We start from the raw sequence: 16,485 nt of genomic DNA, 5'->3' as shown, positions 1-16,485 counted from the left end.
ATTTCAGGGTTCAAAATGACGTAAACAGCCCCACGGACAGGGGCTGCGCCGTGCGTAGCGAAGGCGGGTTTATACCGCCGTGAGCGTGTAAATAAATCCGACAGGATGTCCGGATTTATGTTGTCAGGACAGCCGCTTCCCCCTTTGTCAAAGGGGGATTGAGGGGGATTTTTTTCAGGTGCAATCACAAATGTGCATGTGTTTCTTATCAACATTAATCAGGACTTACTCTTCCCAAATATCTTAGCCCCGCAGTTTTTCCCGTGCTGCGGGCTTTTTATTTCACGGTAAACCATAGTTGACCCGGTAAGCTATGGTTGACGCTCCGGTAAACCAAAGTTAACCTCTGCCGTTTCAAAGTCACTGTATCAGCCTTTTTCGCTTATTTATCAGATAAAAACCTCTGTGGCACAGCCGTTGCTCATAACTATTAAACGTTATTAATCCGGAGGCTGTTTCTCATGTTAAACGGAAAGGAACTGGCGAAAATCAGCGCCCACCAGAGCGAACGCACAAAGAAAATTATTGAGGATAAAGCCACTTACGTGGCAGGCGGCATATCATGCACATTCCCATTTGTTGTTAAACAGGCTAAAGGCGCTGTCATAGAGGACACGGACGGCAACACTTACCTTGATTTTTATGCAGGCATAGGGGTTACCTCCTGCGGCCACTGCCCCGATGAGGTGGTCAAAGCCATCAAGGAACAGGCGGACAGGCTTCTGCACTCCTGCTTTATGGTAAGCATGTACGAACCTTATGTACGTCTGGCAGAGAAGCTCACGCAGATAGCGCCGGGCAAATCGCCCAAGAAAGCAATGTTTGTAAACAGCGGAGCGGAAGCTGTTGAAAACGCCATCAAAATAGCCAGAACATACACCAAACGCACCGGAATAGTCGCATTTGAATCAGGCTTTCACGGCAGAACACTCCTTACCATGACACTCACAAGCAAGGTCAAGCCTTACAAAGACGGTTTTGGCCCCTTTGCTCCTGAAATCTACAAGGTTCCGTTCCCCAATATTTACAGAGGACAGATAAATACCTCCGAGGAGGAGGCATGCAAAGCATACCTTGATTATTTCAGGCGTTTCTTCGTTTCCGAAGTCAACCCGATGAATATAGCTGCGGTGATACTTGAGCCCGTTCAGGGTGAGGGCGGCTTCAATGTGCCTCCCAAGGGTTACTGGCAGGGCTTAAGGGAAATATGCGATGAGTACGGCATAGTGCTCATCGCAGACGAAGTGCAGTCAGGCTTCTGCCGTACCGGAAAAATGTTTGCCGTTGACCATTTCGGTGTGGAGCCAGATCTCGTCACTATGGCCAAATCCCTCGGTTCAGGGATGCCTATCTCCGCTGTGGTAGGCAAAAAGGAGATTATGGACTCAGTCGGCGCAGGCGGAATAGGCGGCACATACGGCGGAAACCCCGTTGCATGCGAAGCTGCGCTTGCCTCTATCAGAATGATGGAGGAGCAGAACCTCAGCGAAAAATCGCTGAAAATAGGCGCTTACATTATGGACAGGGTAAGAGCTCTTCAGAAAGAGTTTCCCCAGATCGGCGATGTGCGGGGTCTTGGCTCAATGATAGGCATTGAGTTTGTGAAAGACCCGGTAACAAAGGAGCCTTATAAGGACGCTGTCAGCGCCATAAACGCAGAATGCTTCAAACAGGGGCTGCTTGTAATAGGCGCGGGAATCTTCGGCAACGTGGTGAGGTTCCTCCCACCCCTCGTACTCACCAATGAACAGCTTACTCAGGCTATGGACATATTTGAATCCGCTGTGCGCAAAACGCTGAAATAAGAACAGTTCCATGGATGGAACTGCGCCGTGCGCAGCGAAGGCGGGTTTACCCCGCCGTGAGCGTGTGCGGCAATCCGACAGGATGTGCGGATTGCTGCTGTCACAGCCTGCTTAAAAATTAATATCACATACGGCCAAGTCCGTAAAAATAAAACAGGAGAAAGATATGAAGTTGTTCAAAGTCCTTCCTTTTCTTGCACTGCTTACCGCACTCTGCTCTTTCGGGCAGGCGGAAGCCGCAGAAACAATCAAAATCGGCAACATTATCCCCCTCTCAGGCCCTTCTGCGTCTGTGGGCATTCAGGGTAAAAATGCCCGTGAAATGGCTGTTGAGGAGATCAATGCCGCAGGCGGCATAAAAGCCCTCGGCGGAGCGAAGCTCCAGCTTATTTTCTCTGACAGCAAAAGCGACCCCACCACCGGAGTTACAGAGGCTGAGCGTCTTATTAACTCTGAAAAAGTGCACATACTCACAGGAGCGTGGAACTCTGCGGTTACTTACCCTGTTACTCAGACTGCTGAGCGTTACGGCATGCCCTTTATTGTTCCTGTTTCTGTGCGTGACACCATCACAGAAAGAGGCTTCAAAAATGTTTTCCGTATAGCCGCAAAAGATTCATGGTGGACAAGGGATCAGTTCAAGTTCCTTGATGACATGAAAAAGGAATTCGGCGTTGATGTTAAAAACGTTGCCTTCGTTTATGAAAACGGTGACTGGGGCGTGGGCTTCGCTGAAAAATGGCGTGAAATGGCAAAAGAAAGAGGCTACAAAGTTGTTCTTGATGAGCCCTATCCCAGTACAGCAAGCGACCTCACACCTGTTGTGATTAAGCTTAAACGCTCCAAGGCTGATGTTGTTTTTATGACTTCAAACGCCGCTGATGCAATCCTCCTCACAAACACAATGGCTGAAATGAAAGTAAACGTAAAAGCCATAGTAACAAGCGGCGGCGGACACGCTGACCCTTCCTTCCTCAAAGCTGCCGGAAAGAACGCAGAATACATATTCGACCTTGTTGAGTGGGAAGCCGACCTTAACCGTCCCGGACTTAAGGAAACCAACGAAAAATTCGCCAAAAAATACGGCTACAGCCTTGCGGGTGAATCCGTTGATGCTTATGCCGCTATGTATCTCATAAAAGACGTGCTTGAAAGAGCAGGCTCCACAAAGCCCGATGCTATCCGCAAAGCGCTCAATGAAACCAACCTCTGCGGCGGTACTGTGGGTCTTCTTGCCTATGACTGCATCCAGTTTGACCAGAGCGGACAGAACAAAAACGCCAGTCTGGTTATTGTTCAGATCCGTCAGAAAGGGAAAGACATGGAACGCATCACCGTATGGCCGAAAAACGTGAGAAGAGCAGGTTACACCCCTGTTTTCCCTCAACCTAACAAATAATAAAAGTCATATAAGGACAGGAGGAGGGCGCAGGCTCTCCTCCGGGTCTTTCCAAGGAGCTTACACATGATTGGTTATGTCGAGTCTGTGATAAACGGCATTCTTATGGGGTCAATATACGGCCTCACCGCCGTAGGGCTTACTCTTATTTTCGGCGTTATGAAGGTTATCAACTTCGCCCACGGCTCAATCCTTATGGTGGGAATGTTCGCCGCCTACTGGTTTGTCACCCTCACCGGGCTTAACCCTTATCTGGCGCTGTTTGTTGTCGTGCCGTTTCTTTATTTTTTCGGTTTTTATCTTCAGAAGTTTGTCATCAAGCCTATATTTGAGGCGGAGAAGGACATCCGCGAGCCAATAACGGTGATCATTGTGACAACAGGGATATGGTATGTTCTGGACAACCTTGCGTTGCTTCTTTTCGGCGCTGAGTTCAGGGTGGCTAAGACCGCTGTCTCCGGTCAGATGCTTGAGATATTCGATATGTATTTTCTCTGGTCAAAGATAATAGGTGCGGGTGTAACCCTTCTCCTCGGTATTTATCTTTACTGGTTTCTCAGGCATTCCCGCATGGGCAAGGCGGTGCGCGCCACAAGTCTTGACCGTGAGGCGGCAACGCTCATGGGGATAAAGCAGACCAGAATATACAATATCGTTTTTGGATTAGGCTGCGCCTGCTGCGGCGTGGCGGCGTGTGTTCTTGTGCCGTTCTATTATGTCTACCCCACAGTGGGCGTTCCGTTTGACATCAAGGCGTTTGTGATTGTCGTTCTCGGCGGTCTGGGGAGTGTTCCCGGTGCTATTCTCGGCGGAATAATAATCGGCCTCATAGAAACAGTCGGAGCTCAGTTCATGGCGGCCACATGGACAGAGATGCTGATTTACGTGTTTTTCCTGTTTGTTCTGTTCGTTAAGCCGTCAGGGCTTTTCGGTCTGAAACAGGATTATTGAGGGGAGGGCGGAATGAAATTTCTTCTTAATCAAAAGCCATCCAACATAGGCATTACCCTTGCAATAATCGCTCTGCTGTTTGCTGTTCCTGTGTTTGTGAGCAGCCCTTCGGTTATGCAGATTCTTATACTTATAATATTCTACGCTTATCTCACCTCCTGCTGGAACTTTGTGGGCGGTTTTGCGGGTGTTCTCCCTCTGGGGCATTCGGCATTTGTGGGGATAGGGGCGTACACATCGACCACTCTTTATCTCACCTACGGTCTCAGTCCGTGGATAGGGATGTTTGCCGGAGGCGTGGTTGCCGCGCTGATGGGAATACTCATCGGTCTGCCCACACTTAAGCTCAGGGGAGCATATTTTGCACTTGCCACAATAGCCTTCGGTGAGGGGCTGAGGGTTTTTGTAGAAAACGTGGAGAAGATAGGCCCGCTTGAGATCAGGGGGCCGAAGGGGCTTCTGATTAATCTTACAGAAAGCTCGTTTGTTCATTTCCAGTTTATGAGCAAGGTTCCTTACTATTACATAATCCTCGTTATGCTGCTTCTGGTTCTTCTGCTTACCTACATCATGATGAACTCAAAAATAGGTTACTATCTTGCGGCGGGCGGCGAAGAGAAGGACGCGGCGGAGGCGCTGGGCATAAAGGTTTCACGCTATAAGCTCATAGCCATGATCATAAGCTGCTTCCTCACGGCTCTCGGAGGCACTTTTTACGCCCAGCTTATGCTTTATTTCTACCCCAAATCGGTTCTTGGGCTTGAGCTTTCATACGAGATAGCATTCATTGCCCTCATAGGAGGCAGGGGAACTATAATGGGTCCTGTTCTCGGCGCTCTTCTGCTCCGCCCTGTGAACGAACTGACGAGAATATACCTTTCGGATTCTCTGCCGGGACTTCACCTGATAATCTTCGGCCTGATACTGATCATTGTTATGCGCTATCAGCCCAGAGGGCTTGTGGAGCCGGTTTCCAGATGGATAGGCATGCTTAAGGACAGGTTCGCGTCAAAAGAGAAGCCCGCCGTAAAAAACGGCGAGGCAGTCACGGATTAAGGAGCGGAATATGGCTTTACTCGAAGTTACCAAGGCGGTCAAGCAGTTCAGCGGCCTTACCGCTGTAAACAATGTTGATCTGGCGGTTCAGGAAGGGCAGATAGTGGGCATAATAGGCCCCAACGGTGCAGGGAAAACCACGCTTTTCAACTGCATAGCCGGTGCGCTTCCCCCCACTTCCGGCAGTATCAAATTCATGGGGAAAGAGATAGCGGGCAAAAAGCCCTATGATATATGCAGACTGGGCATAACCAGAACGTTTCAGGTGGTTAAGCCTTTTGTGACAAAGACTGTGCTTTACAATACAGTGGTTGGGGCATTCGCAAACACCAACAGAATGGACGAGGCTGAGGCAAAATCTCTGGAAGTTCTCAGAATGCTTGATCTATATGATAAAAGAGATGTTCAGGCGAAAAACCTCACACTGCCGGAACGCAAAAGGCTTGAGCTTGCCCGTGCGCTGGCTACCGAGCCTAAGCTTCTGCTGCTTGATGAGGTTATGGCGGGTCTTCGTCCATCCGAGGTTTCGGAGATGCTGCCTATTATTAAAAGAATCAATTCCGTCGGGGTTTCCATCGTTATAGTTGAGCATATAATGCAGGCTATTATGAACCTGTCTGACAGGGTGTATGTTATCAACTTCGGGAAAAAGATAGCTGAAGGCGATCCGCACGAGGTTGTCGCTGATCCGGAAGTTATTAAGGCTTATCTGGGGGATGAATATGTCGCTACTCAGCATTGAAAAACTGAACGCGGGCTACGGCGAGATACAGGTGCTTTTCGATGTTTCCCTTCATATCAATGAGGGCGAGGTCGTCAGCATTGTCGGCGGGAACGGAGCCGGCAAGTCCAGCCTGCTTAAAGCCATATCAGGGCTTATCAAACCCATGTCCGGTTCTGTGAGCTTCAGAGGAGAGAATGTCAGCCGTGTTCCGGCCGATGAAATCGTGACGAGAGGGCTTGTCCATGTTCCGGAGGGGAGAAGGCTTTTCTCACTGATGACTGTGTATGAAAACCTTGAGATGGGGGCATATAACAAAAACGCCAAGGCAAACTTCAAACGCAATCTGGAAGAGGTGTACGCCCTGTTTCCCCGTCTGGCTGAAAGGCAGAAGCAGCTTGCCTGCACACTCTCAGGCGGAGAACAGCAGATGGTGGCAATAGGCAGGGGCATAATGGCACAGCCGAAGCTTATGATGCTGGATGAGCCTTCCCTTGGTCTTGCTCCTGTGCTTAAAAAGGATATTTTCGCAGCTGTCAAGCGCATAGCGATAGATTATGAAACGACAATTGTTCTTGTGGAGCAGGATCTTGTGAACTCGCTGGCAATAAGCGACAGAGCCTATGTTATGGAGCAGGGGCAGGTGGTTCTGGAGGGAGAAAGCCAGATGCTCCTCACCGATCCTCATGTGAAAGCGGCTTATCTCGGAGTTTAAACTTTTTAAGCGGGCGGGTAATGCCGCCCTTCTTTTTACCTGAGCTTTACGTTATAGTCTCTATTATTTCACAGGTTTATTAATAAGGAGATATAATGGATATTTCGGCAACTATAGCGGAACTCAAAAAAGATAAAGACTTTGCGGCCAATGTCGGCATGATTCTGATACATAACGGAACAGTGCGCGGCTGGTCAAGGGGAGACCATGCCTCCGTCCAGAAGATGGAAGTTCACAGCGATCAGGATAAGATAGAGCAGATACGCCGTGATGTCGAGGCTATGGAAGGTATATACAAAGTGGTTATAGAAGCCCGCTCCGGCATTATGTCGCCGGGGGACGATGTGCTTTTTCTCATAGTCGCGGGTGATATAAGAGAGAATGTCAAACCCGCTCTCGCTCTTCTGCTGGACAGGATAAAGGCGGAAGCGGTGACGAAAAAGGAATATAAAGGGTAAGGGGGCATTTGCCCCCTTTTTTCAGGACTGTTCTTCTGCCACCTGAGTTCCGTCAAACACGAACTTTTTGTGAGTGACAGTGAGCTCGTTCATTTTTTTATAAAAGCTCTCAAAAACATCATCTCTTTCTGTAAGGTAGTAATCCGCTGTGACATTACCCTCTGTCACCGTCACGGTTACGAATCCGTTTCTTGCCGTATCGGCGAAAATCATAGGATCAAACGCCTCAAGCAGCGAATCATCAAGATTTGTGATGAGCTTGGCTCTCACTGCCGTTTTCTGGTCATCCGTGAATGCTCCTGCCGCCAGAACAGCCTCTACCGCATGCTCCACCATGTTTATGAAAGTGGAAGAGGAAACAGAAGTCCCTGTGAAATCCGCAACATTTGCTCCCGAAGTGGTGTGGTCTGTTACAAATGAGGCGTGTATGTCGCCGGAGATAACGAAAGCTCTTTTGCCGCTTGCGCCCAACTGCTCAAGGAGCATATTCTTGCGGTTCGGGAAGCCGTCCCAATGGTCTACGTTTGCGTAAAATCTCTGTTTGTAGTCTGCGGGGATGTCAAGGGCTGCCATATCCCATATGAGTGACGTTGTGGAAACTGAGCTGCCGAAACAGATGTTTGTCGCGCTGCTGGTGCTTATTTTGTTTGTGAGCCACGCAAGCTGAGTATCGCCGAAAACATTCTCAGGGGTTTTCGCTGCCAGAACATCCACCATTGCCTTATAGCCCGCAAGCATATCGTATGTGGCTTTTACTACGCCGTATCTGGAGCCTATGTCACTGAAATAGCCCTGTTTCCCTATGTGCATGTAGGCTATGCCTCTGTCGAGGACGTTATTATACGTGTTGTCATCAATGAGAGGAAGCTGGTTCTCGGCGGTTACTGCGGAGTTGTATGCAGTTACAAGCGCATTGAAAACATATGCGCTCACAAGCCCGTTCAGATCCGCTGTCGCTTTTATACCTGCGTCTGTCTGGCTGAGTCCTTCCTGCATGTAAACATAAGCAAGTGTGGGAACCAGAGCCGCGGAGTATGCGTTCCAGGGTGCTGAGGTCATATCCACATAAGGGCCGAAGGCTGCCTTCTGAAGTTCATAAACAGCCGCGCCCTGTCCGGGATACTGCGCCTCAAAGACAGCAGTTACTGCGGCCTTATCCAGAACCACCTTTCCGGGGAATGCTCCTTCGGGTATGAGGTGATCGGGACGGAATGTTCTGTAATCTGATAGTATTAAATGCAGATGTTTTCCGAAGCGGAAATCTCTGTACACCCCGGCGTTGTTAATTTGTCCGTAAAGCTGCGAATCGGGAGTCTGGAAGGCTCCTTCCGAAGCAGTGTTGTCAACCGGGAGAAACTCATAGAAAGCCTGCTCGGAGTTCATTCTTCTTAAAGTATCAAATTCATCCTTTTTTTCATCAAAATAGGTTGCTGTGGCTCCCCAGCAGTCATCGGAAAACTCATGGTCGTCCCATATTGCTATTATAGGGTAAAGCTCATGAAATCTCTGGAGTACAGAATCTGTTCTGTATTTTTTATATATTTCTCTGTAGTTGGAGACTGAAGCCGCACCGTAGTAGGGCTGATCAGTTCCGAGGGCGACAGCGCCTGCTGTATCTGTGAAAGTAATTTTTCTTGCATCAGTAATGTTCTGAAAGGAAGGGTCTCCGGTTGTTTCATAAATGTAGTCACCGAGATGGACCACGAAGTCAATGTCTGTAACATTCTGAAGGTGGTAAGCCAGAGAGTTGTAGTATCTGCCTATATAGTCCTGACAGCTCAGGAAGGTAAACTTAATCGGGACATCCGCATCCGCTGCGGGGGCGGTTTTTGTTCTGGCTGTGCGTGTGGTGTAGCGTTTTCCGTTCTTGTCGTAATGGAACCTGTAGTAGTAGAAACTGCCGGGTTGAAGTCCGGTGATTTTAACCTTAGTGCAGTAATCGTGTTCCGCAGTTACGGTTAGGTCGTGTGATGCGACTGTGTTTTTGAGCTCTTTATCTGAGGCTGCTATGAGTGTGATTTTGTGAGAGCCTCCTCCGAGGGTGTCTCCGGCGAGGCGTGTCCAAAGTATTACGCTGTCTGCCTTTGGGTCTCCGGAAACTACTGACTGAGGGAAGTGTTCCGCAGAAACTTCCGTGTTGTCTCCGTCGGAGCTGCTTCCGCACCCTCCGAGCATGCCGAGTGAAGCCGCGGTCGCCGCGACTGTGGTTATTTTCAGAAAGTCTCTTCTGTTAAGCATTATCCGCTCCTCTAAAGAAATATTGCCCTTAGCGGATAATGCAACTAAGTTGTCAGTAAATTTTTAAGTAAATAAAATTATTATATGAAAAAAATGTCAGCCTGCAGTCCAGATTTTTTTCTGGGATTTTCTGTATTTTTCTTCTGCCGCAGCCATGCGGTCATTGAATTCTATGAGGTGCGCGCGCATCTCTTTTTCCGCTGCGTCACCGTCTCCTGCGATAACGGCTTTCACAAGAGCATTGTGCATGCCGAGAGGGTGGACTTCATCTGTGGGCGGTTGAAACTCTTCCGTGATATTTCTGATAAGGATCACAAGCGATTTGACTATAGATTCAAGGAATCTGTTCCGGCACATTTCTGCCAAAACATAATGCACCTTCTGCCTTTCATGCACGGTATCGGGGTATGTGTTGTGAAGCCCTTCGTTTGAGAGGGCTTTTTCCAGCTTATCAATGTATTCATTATTTCTATTTTCTGCTGCAAGCCGTGCTACATGCGGTTCAATGAGTATTCTGGCCTGACAGAGTTCAGGAATTGACAGTTTGCCGGATGAGAAAAGATCCCCCCATGCATCGCTGAGTCTGTCAAATGTCAGGTCGTTTACAAAAGCCCCGCCGGTTGCACCGTAACGTATTTCAACAAAACCCGTGGCGGCCAGAACCTTCATGGCCTCTCTCACAACAGTTCTGCTGACTTTGAACATCTCAATGAGCTCTCTTTCAGAGGGGAGTTTGTCTCCTGTCTTGTACGTACCTGTAATAATGGAATCTTTTAGCTGATTAAAAACTTCATCAGAAGCTTTTACCTGCCTGACTGGCTGGAATACCTTCAATTGTGTTCTCCGTGTATCTGTAAGTAATCATAAGACTTAATAACAAATGCTCTAACATTTAATAATACCATATTTAAGGGTGCTAAAGTCAAGATATTATTAATTGTTTTCTGTATAGTTTTGTAAATGTCGAAATGTTAAGCTTCTTAATGAATCTGTTTTTATTATTTATTGGTAACTAACAGTTATCAAACCTTGCCCAACCTCAGTTTATAAAATTTTCTTGACAAGAAAGCGTGCATGATTATATGTTTAATTATTAAATGTATAACATATGACATATCATGTATTACGGTATGCTATATAAAAGTTAATTTTTTTATTAAGGAGCAGTATATGAAAATCACTAAACTTATCGGTATCATTTTGTTAATTATGTTCGCTGTTCTCATTGCGGGTTCTGTTCTTGCTTCCGGGGAACTCAGGGGAGCTCACAAAGAAAACGATGTTCAGTGCGCCGACTGTCATGGAACAGACACTCCTGATTCAGCTGCAAAAACATCTTCATGTTTTTCCTGTCACGGTGATTACAAATCTATTGCTGAGCTGACAAAAAATGTGGAAGAAGCAAACCCTCATGAAAATCACATGGGTGAGCTCGCCTGTAAGGAATGCCACGGAATCCACAGACCCTCAGAGCTCTTCTGCAACAAGGAATGCCATAACTTTGACATGAAAGTGAAATAGAGAATTTTATTTTGGTAACCTTAGGCGCTTTATGAAAGTGCCAAATATATAAAGAGAGGTTGACTGATGAAACGTTTATTTTCCATCAAGTTTCTGCTTGCGCTGTTAATCGCGGCAGTAATGTCTTTACCCGCTTATGCGGAAAAAGTGTACAACACGGACATAGCCATAATCGGTGCAGGAGCCACAGGTCTTTCTGCCGGAGTACAGGCATCTCTTCTCGGTGCTAAAGTTATTGTTATTGAGAAGCAGGCCATTCCCGGCGGAACAAGCAACTTTGCCGAAGGTCTTTTCGCTGCTGAAAGCTCTCTCCAGAAAAGACAGGGTATTGATGTATCAAAAGAGTTCGCGTTCAAAACTATCATGGACTACAGCCATTGGAGAGCCAATGCTCCCCTTGTAAGTGCATTCGTAAACAAGTCCGCAGAGACTATCGAATGGCTCAAACAGTTCGGTATCCAGTATGAATACATTGGTGTTGGCGGTTTCGGAGGCCCTCTCACATGGCACGTTGTTGGCGATTATCTCGGTGAGGACGGCAAACACTACCACCATGGTGCGGCTGTTGTTCAGGCTCTTACGAAAGCCCTCAAAGATAAAGGCGGTCAGTTGCTTCTTCAGACTCCCGGCAAATCTCTCATCGTGAAAAACGGTAAAGTTGCGGGTGTAATGGCTGAGGACAAAGACGGCGAAAAAGTGATTATAAACGCAAAAGCGGTTGTTATAGGCACAGGCGGCTTTGCAAATAACAAAGAGATGATGAAGCAGTTCTCAAGATACCCCGATATGATTTTTATCGGTCAGATCGGTAAAATGGGTGAAGGAATACAGATGGCGTGGGCGGCAGGCGCCGATAAAGAAGGTGTGGATGTTATGCAGTCATACCGTCCCGGTCTTGCCGGTTTTCATCCGGCTTCTCATCTCATAGCTGCTGCTGTTCAGCCTTATCTGTTTGTTGATCCTCAGGGGCACAGATATACTGACGAATCAAACATCACAGAGTGGCCGCAGTCAGGTAATGCTCTCGAAAGAATAGGCGGAACTGCTTATTCAATCTATGACGAAACAACTAAACAGATGTTTATTAACGACGGTATCCAGATGCCTCTCGGTGAATGGGTAATCTTCGGGACAAAACTCGACAAACTTGAACAGGACTTCTCAAAAGAACTGTCCAAAAACAACGGCAATGTTTTCAAATGCAACACTATTGAAGAGGTTGCTGCCAAAATTGGTGCAGACCCCAAAGTTCTTAAAGCAACTGTTGAGCGCAACAACAAAGCGGCAGAAATGCATAAAGATGATCTCTACCATAAAAAAGCAGATTATCTCAGACCCGTTGCGAAAGCTCCGTTCTATGTGACAAAGCTTAATCCCAGAGCACTGGGTACGCTCGGTGGAATAAAAATCAACGAAAGAACAGAGGTTATCAATACAAAAGGTGCAGTTATTCCCGGACTTTACGCAGGCGGTCTTGATGCTGGCGGGATGTACGGCGACAGCTACGATCTCAAACTCGGCGGCGGTACATTCGGTTTTGCTATTAACTCCGGACGCATAGCTGGCGAGAACGCAGTAAAATTCATCTCCAAATAGCATTTACACATCTTCCCGCCGTCTGCTTAAGAACGGCGGGATTTAATTTTTATTGGAGGAGTATAATGAGACTTTCTGTTTTATTTACAGCTTTGGCAGTCTTTTTAGTTTCTGCTTCCGCATTCGCTGCAGACACACTTAAAGATGCCTTCACAAACGGTACACTGAAAGGCGAAATAAGGAACTTCTATTTCGCAAGAGATTTTGATGAAAATACTCCTGACAGGGCGGACATGGCCGTGGGCACACTGTTTTATTACAAAACTGCGCCTATTTACGGTATCAGCGCCGGATTTGCCTTTGCCTCTTCCAGCGACATATACAGCGATGATGACAAGGCTGTATACGGACTTCTTCAAAGAGATTCAAACGGCAATCACGAAAGCTTCACACGTCTTCAGGAATATTATATTCAGGGGGAATGGTTTAATACCAGAGTAAAATACGGCGCTCAGGAGATCAACACCCCTTTCATGAACACTCACGATATACGCATGATGCCTAAGTCATATGAAGGGCTCTCCATCGTAAATAACAGTATTAAAAACCTTGAACTGTCAGCTTATTATATAACTGGTTACATGGGTTGGACAGATGATGAGGCGATGGACATCGTTAAGTCCGTAAATGCGGGAGCCGATGATGACAAAGCTCTCATAGTGGGCGGGGTGAAATATACTCTTCCCGTTGAAGCGGCAAAAATCACCGTTCAGGGCTGGCATTATGACATGGAGGATGTTTTCGGCTCGAACTATGTTCAGCTTTCAGCCTCCAAAAAGCTCGGAGACTATAACCTGTATTTCAACCCTTCGGCGCTTTTCCAGAAATCCAAAGGTGATGATCTGGGCGGAGAGTTTGATACGGATCAGTTCGGCTTCAACACGGGTTTTGCTGCATACGGTTTTGATGTGACAGGCTTCTATGCGAAAACAGGAGACGATGATCTGTTTGTTCCATGGGGCGACGGCAAAGTAATAATCCAGCAGGTTCTTGCTGCTGGAAGAGCGGAAGAGGATGCCTATGCTCTTAAAGTCGGCTACGATTTTTCTAAAATCGGACTTAACGGGCTCAGTGCTTACGCTTTTCACACGATATACGACACTCCGGAATCCGGCAGCAATGCTTCAATGGATATGAGCGAGACGGATTTAAGCGCTCAATATAATTTTTCCGGCGCATTTGACGGACTCAGCCTCCGCCTTAGATATGCCATGATCAATGTTGACGGCGGAGAGGATTACAACGATTTCAGAGTCTACCTCAGATATAACTTTGCCTTAAACGGCAAGAAATAACAGTCTTTTGACCTCCTGTCCGCCTGTTTCCGCAGCATCACACAGCAGGCGGACATAAACGTAACAGCTGGACACGCTTCCACGGGCGTGTCCGGCTCCTCCTTAACGGATTTTGATATGGAAAACAGAAAGCTGTTTACTGCGCTTTTTATTATAAATTTCTGCATAACCCTCGGTTACGGGGTTGTGGACTCCTTTTTTTCCCTGTACGTGTTTGAACTGGGAGCCAGAGGGGCGCTTCTCGGTGTTCCTCTGGCTTTCTACTCAGTCTCGAAGATATTTTTCAGTGTTCCGGCAGGGAACGCTGTTTCGGATTCCGGGGCAGGGCGTGTGCTTGTGCTTTCCGTTGTATGTTTCTGTCTGGTATCATGCGGTTACCTCTTTGCAGGGAGTGTCAGCGCAGTGGTCATTCTGCGTATATTTCAGGGTGCTGCCTGTGCGGCTTTCCGTGCATCGGTTCTTGCTGTTCTGGGGAACAATACCCGTAAAACCAGCTTTGCATCAGTGAGCGGAACCTTCGATATGTCATTTTACGGTGCGTTGGGCGCAGGGCCTCTGGTGGGCGGCGCAGTGAGAAATTCAGCAGGGTTTGACGGGGTTTTCATTCTGCTTGCAGTCCTTTGTGCTGTTTCACTCCTGATTGTTCTCCTAACCGGAGCATCAGGAATCAACAGCAAAAAAGAAAAGGAAAACATCAATACCCTGCCATTCCGTCCGGGTATAAGGTATATCGGCCTAGTATCGTTCATTTTTTGCAGGGCATTCGGAATATCTTCATGCGCAGCATTTCTTCCGCTTTTTATAGAGCACGGCATGAAGCTGGACAGTTTCCGCTCAGGCATTGTACTTTGCATATCCACTGTTTTTATGACTTTCAGTCTGCGCCCTCTGAGTGTGCTGAACAGATTTTTCCCCCTTAAAAATGTAATAGGTTTCGGCGGCGCTGCTGCATCTGCAATGTATCTCTTTATTCCGTTTGCTTCTGGTTTTTCAGGCTTGGTGTTAGTGTGCGCAGGAGTGGGGTTTTTCGGCGCATTATCACAGCCTGCCTGTACCGCCGCTCTCTTTGAGGAGGGCGGAAAACTGGGTATGGGCAGAGCCATAGGAGTATTTAATCTTATTATGAATATGGGGCTTGCGGCGGGACCTCTGGCAGGGTCATTAATCTACGGTGCTTTGGGTTCCGGTGCGGTTTTCTTTGTTTCCGGTGCTGTAGGCATTGGCGGAACTGTGATTTTTCTTTTTCCGCTGCGTGCGGGAACGGTAAAATGATTTATAATGAGGCTATGCCGCAGTTTAAAACAGAGGCATAGCCCGTATTCATTATTTTTCTGCCGGTTTCTCAGGCACTTTCCAGCCTCCCCCCAGCACTTTGAACATATCAACCGCCGCATTTATCCTAGTCAGGCGCAGAGAGGCTAACTGATCCCTTGCCTGAAAGAGCGAGGTCTGGGCATCCAGAACATCAGACAGGCTGGATGAACCTTCTCTGTACATAATCTCTGTAAGGCGGAGAGAGTACTCAAGCTTGGCTGTTGTCTGGTTCTGGATCTCTTCTCTTTCCTCTCCGTATTTAACGGAATTGAGAGCATCCTCAACCTCCTGCAGTGCTGTCAGTACCGATTTGCGGTAGTTTTTCGCCAGCACCCGCTTCTGTGATTCGCTTATCTGTATCTGGCTTCGTCTTGTTCCGCCGTCAAATATCGACTGAACCACTGAGGCTGACAACCCTATGCTTGCCGCAGGATTTGTGAGGGAGAGCAGGGCATCCGTTGCCAGCCCTGTGGAGCCGGAGAGGGAGAGGGAGGGGAAAAGAGCTGCTCTGGCTGCTTCAACATTTGCGTCTGCGGCGGCTATCTGCGCCTCTGCCTTTGCCAGATCCGGTCTTCTCAGCAGAAGATCCGAGGGCAGCCCGGCAGAGATTTCAGGTATTTCCAGCTCACTGAAGCTGTCAGTGGCGGTTTTGAAATCCTGCGGAGCAGTTCCAGTGAGAACGGCGAGGGCGTTCAGCGTCTGCTTTTTCTCCTCTTCAAGGGAAAGAAGGGTGCTTTTTCTGCTGAGAACCGTGGATTCCTGATTAAGGAGTTCCGATTTAAGCGCACTGCCGTTATTGTATTTTGACTGTACTATCTTCAGAATCCGTTCGGCAGTTTCGAGGTTTATTTCTGCGTATTCAATCCTTTTTTCCAGTGCGAGAAGCTGAAAATACCCGTTTGCCACCCCAGATGTGAGTGTAAGCTTCACCGCGTCATAGTCGTAACCGGCTGCTTTCAGTGACTCACCGGCTCCGCGCACCTGTGCTGATATTTTGCCCCAGAGATCCACCTCATAGCTTACACCAAGTGAAAGGCTGGTTGATTCGCTTGTTCTGGCCGAACCTTCCGAAGGGAAATTCCGGCTGGCAGATGAACCGCCGTTAAGATTAACAGAGGGGAACATGGATGCTCCGGTGCTTTTCAGCTGTGCCTTTGCCTGTATTATGCTTTCAGCGGCAGTTGCGATGTCCGGGCTCTGTTCAAGGCTTTTATCAATCAGTTCTGCCAGTATCTGTGAGTTGAAGCTCTTCCACCATTCAGCATCTATTGAGGCAGATTTGTTGTCATGCACGGCAGACCATGAAACAGGCATGGCGGGCGGGGTGAAAGTTTCCGCCTGTCTTGCGGCGCACCCGGCAGAAAAGAGCAGGGCGGACGCGCACAGAGTGTATGTTATTTTACGTATTATCATATT

14 protein-coding genes are annotated in these 16,485 nt (G+C 47.9%); 11 read left to right on the top strand and 3 right to left on the bottom strand.

Features of this window, described 5'->3' with window-relative positions:
* Positions 1 to 461: 461 nt before the first annotated feature.
* The 7 genes from gabT to OSQ85_RS09895 all read left to right on the top strand — a co-directional run bounded on the left by gabT (position 462) and on the right by OSQ85_RS09895 (position 7,105).
* A complete protein-coding gene (gabT, locus tag OSQ85_RS09925) occupies positions 462 to 1,805 on the top strand; it encodes a 4-aminobutyrate--2-oxoglutarate transaminase (protein ID WP_265822804.1) in 1,344 nt (447 codons plus the stop codon).
* A 166-nt stretch (positions 1,806 to 1,971) separates the two neighbouring features.
* Positions 1,972 to 3,204, top strand: coding sequence for an ABC transporter substrate-binding protein (locus OSQ85_RS09920; protein ID WP_265822803.1), 1,233 nt, complete (start codon positions 1,972 to 1,974; stop codon positions 3,202 to 3,204).
* Between the two features lie 66 nt (positions 3,205 to 3,270).
* Entirely contained in the window at positions 3,271 to 4,155 is an 885-nt protein-coding gene (locus OSQ85_RS09915; RefSeq protein ID WP_265822802.1) for a branched-chain amino acid ABC transporter permease, read from the top strand.
* 12 nt (positions 4,156 to 4,167) lie between these two features.
* Positions 4,168 to 5,211 carry a branched-chain amino acid ABC transporter permease gene (locus tag OSQ85_RS09910; protein WP_265822801.1) on the top strand — a complete coding sequence of 348 codons (1,044 nt, stop codon included), beginning with the start codon at positions 4,168 to 4,170 and terminating at the stop codon, positions 5,209 to 5,211.
* Between the two features lie 10 nt (positions 5,212 to 5,221).
* Positions 5,222 to 5,953 (top strand): ABC transporter ATP-binding protein, encoded by a 732-nt coding sequence (locus OSQ85_RS09905; RefSeq protein ID WP_265822800.1) that lies wholly within the window; start codon positions 5,222 to 5,224, stop codon positions 5,951 to 5,953.
* Positions 5,934 to 6,647 carry an ABC transporter ATP-binding protein gene (locus tag OSQ85_RS09900; protein WP_265822799.1) on the top strand — a complete coding sequence of 238 codons (714 nt, stop codon included), beginning with the start codon at positions 5,934 to 5,936 and terminating at the stop codon, positions 6,645 to 6,647. The genes OSQ85_RS09905 and OSQ85_RS09900 overlap by 20 nt, the downstream gene beginning before the upstream one ends.
* 95 nt (positions 6,648 to 6,742) lie before the next feature.
* Positions 6,743 to 7,105, top strand: a complete 363-nt coding sequence (locus tag OSQ85_RS09895) for a molybdenum cofactor biosynthesis protein MoaE (protein ID WP_265822798.1) — start codon at positions 6,743 to 6,745, stop codon at positions 7,103 to 7,105.
* A gap of 21 nt (positions 7,106 to 7,126) precedes the next feature.
* On the opposite strand, the gene OSQ85_RS09890 is transcribed toward OSQ85_RS09895, so the two are convergent.
* On the bottom strand, positions 7,127 to 9,343 hold the full coding sequence (locus OSQ85_RS09890) for an alkaline phosphatase D family protein (RefSeq protein ID WP_265822797.1): 2,217 nt from the start codon (positions 9,341 to 9,343) through the stop codon (positions 7,127 to 7,129).
* Between the two features lie 96 nt (positions 9,344 to 9,439).
* On the bottom strand, positions 9,440 to 10,177 hold the full coding sequence (locus OSQ85_RS09885) for a FadR/GntR family transcriptional regulator (protein WP_265822795.1): 738 nt from the start codon (positions 10,175 to 10,177) through the stop codon (positions 9,440 to 9,442).
* 336 nt (positions 10,178 to 10,513) lie between these two features.
* On the opposite strand from OSQ85_RS09885, the gene OSQ85_RS09880 reads away from it, so the two are divergent.
* The 4 genes from OSQ85_RS09880 (at position 10,514) to OSQ85_RS09865 (ending at position 15,027) form a co-directional block, all read left to right on the top strand.
* Positions 10,514 to 10,864, top strand: coding sequence for a cytochrome c3 family protein (locus tag OSQ85_RS09880; protein WP_265822794.1), 351 nt, complete (start codon positions 10,514 to 10,516; stop codon positions 10,862 to 10,864).
* Positions 10,865 to 10,930: 66 nt separating this feature from the next.
* Positions 10,931 to 12,460: an FAD-dependent oxidoreductase gene (locus OSQ85_RS09875; RefSeq protein WP_265822793.1), complete on the top strand. Its 1,530-nt coding sequence runs from the start codon at positions 10,931 to 10,933 to the stop codon at positions 12,458 to 12,460.
* Positions 12,461 to 12,525: 65 nt separating this feature from the next.
* The gene (locus OSQ85_RS09870; protein ID WP_265822792.1) at positions 12,526 to 13,755 is read left to right on the top strand and encodes an OprD family outer membrane porin; all 1,230 of its coding nucleotides are present in this window, start codon (positions 12,526 to 12,528) and stop codon (positions 13,753 to 13,755) included.
* Between the two features lie 117 nt (positions 13,756 to 13,872).
* Positions 13,873 to 15,027, top strand: a complete 1,155-nt coding sequence (locus OSQ85_RS09865) for an MFS transporter (protein ID WP_265822791.1) — start codon at positions 13,873 to 13,875, stop codon at positions 15,025 to 15,027.
* Between the two features lie 51 nt (positions 15,028 to 15,078).
* Here the strand turns inward: OSQ85_RS09865 and OSQ85_RS09860 are convergent, their stop codons facing one another.
* The gene (locus OSQ85_RS09860; RefSeq protein ID WP_265822790.1) at positions 15,079 to 16,482 is read right to left on the bottom strand and encodes an efflux transporter outer membrane subunit; all 1,404 of its coding nucleotides are present in this window, start codon (positions 16,480 to 16,482) and stop codon (positions 15,079 to 15,081) included.
* Between the last annotated feature and the right edge of the window lie 3 nt (positions 16,483 to 16,485).

Source organism: Geovibrio ferrireducens (genome assembly GCF_026226615.1).
GTDB lineage: Bacteria > Chrysiogenota > Deferribacteres > Deferribacterales > Geovibrionaceae > Geovibrio > Geovibrio ferrireducens.
The sequence above is the reverse complement of the archived record's forward strand: the minus strand, read 5'-3'. Positions and strand labels throughout refer to the sequence as shown.

Coding starts and splice junctions, on each gene's coding strand:
- OSQ85_RS09920 (WP_265822803.1), top strand. CDS start 1,972: ATGAAGTTGTTCAAAGTCCTTCCTTTTCTTGCACTGCTTACCGCACTC.
- OSQ85_RS09865 (WP_265822791.1), top strand. CDS start 13,873: ATGGAAAACAGAAAGCTGTTTACTGCGCTTTTTATTATAAATTTCTGC.
- OSQ85_RS09895 (WP_265822798.1), top strand. CDS start 6,743: ATGGATATTTCGGCAACTATAGCGGAACTCAAAAAAGATAAAGACTTT.
- OSQ85_RS09890 (WP_265822797.1), bottom strand. CDS start 9,343: ATGCTTAACAGAAGAGACTTTCTGAAAATAACCACAGTCGCGGCGACC.
- OSQ85_RS09900 (WP_265822799.1), top strand. CDS start 5,934: ATGTCGCTACTCAGCATTGAAAAACTGAACGCGGGCTACGGCGAGATA.
- gabT (WP_265822804.1), top strand. CDS start 462: ATGTTAAACGGAAAGGAACTGGCGAAAATCAGCGCCCACCAGAGCGAA.
- OSQ85_RS09905 (WP_265822800.1), top strand. CDS start 5,222: ATGGCTTTACTCGAAGTTACCAAGGCGGTCAAGCAGTTCAGCGGCCTT.
- OSQ85_RS09860 (WP_265822790.1), bottom strand. CDS start 16,482: ATGATAATACGTAAAATAACATACACTCTGTGCGCGTCCGCCCTGCTC.
- OSQ85_RS09875 (WP_265822793.1), top strand. CDS start 10,931: ATGAAACGTTTATTTTCCATCAAGTTTCTGCTTGCGCTGTTAATCGCG.
- OSQ85_RS09870 (WP_265822792.1), top strand. CDS start 12,526: ATGAGACTTTCTGTTTTATTTACAGCTTTGGCAGTCTTTTTAGTTTCT.
- OSQ85_RS09910 (WP_265822801.1), top strand. CDS start 4,168: ATGAAATTTCTTCTTAATCAAAAGCCATCCAACATAGGCATTACCCTT.
- OSQ85_RS09880 (WP_265822794.1), top strand. CDS start 10,514: ATGAAAATCACTAAACTTATCGGTATCATTTTGTTAATTATGTTCGCT.
- OSQ85_RS09915 (WP_265822802.1), top strand. CDS start 3,271: ATGATTGGTTATGTCGAGTCTGTGATAAACGGCATTCTTATGGGGTCA.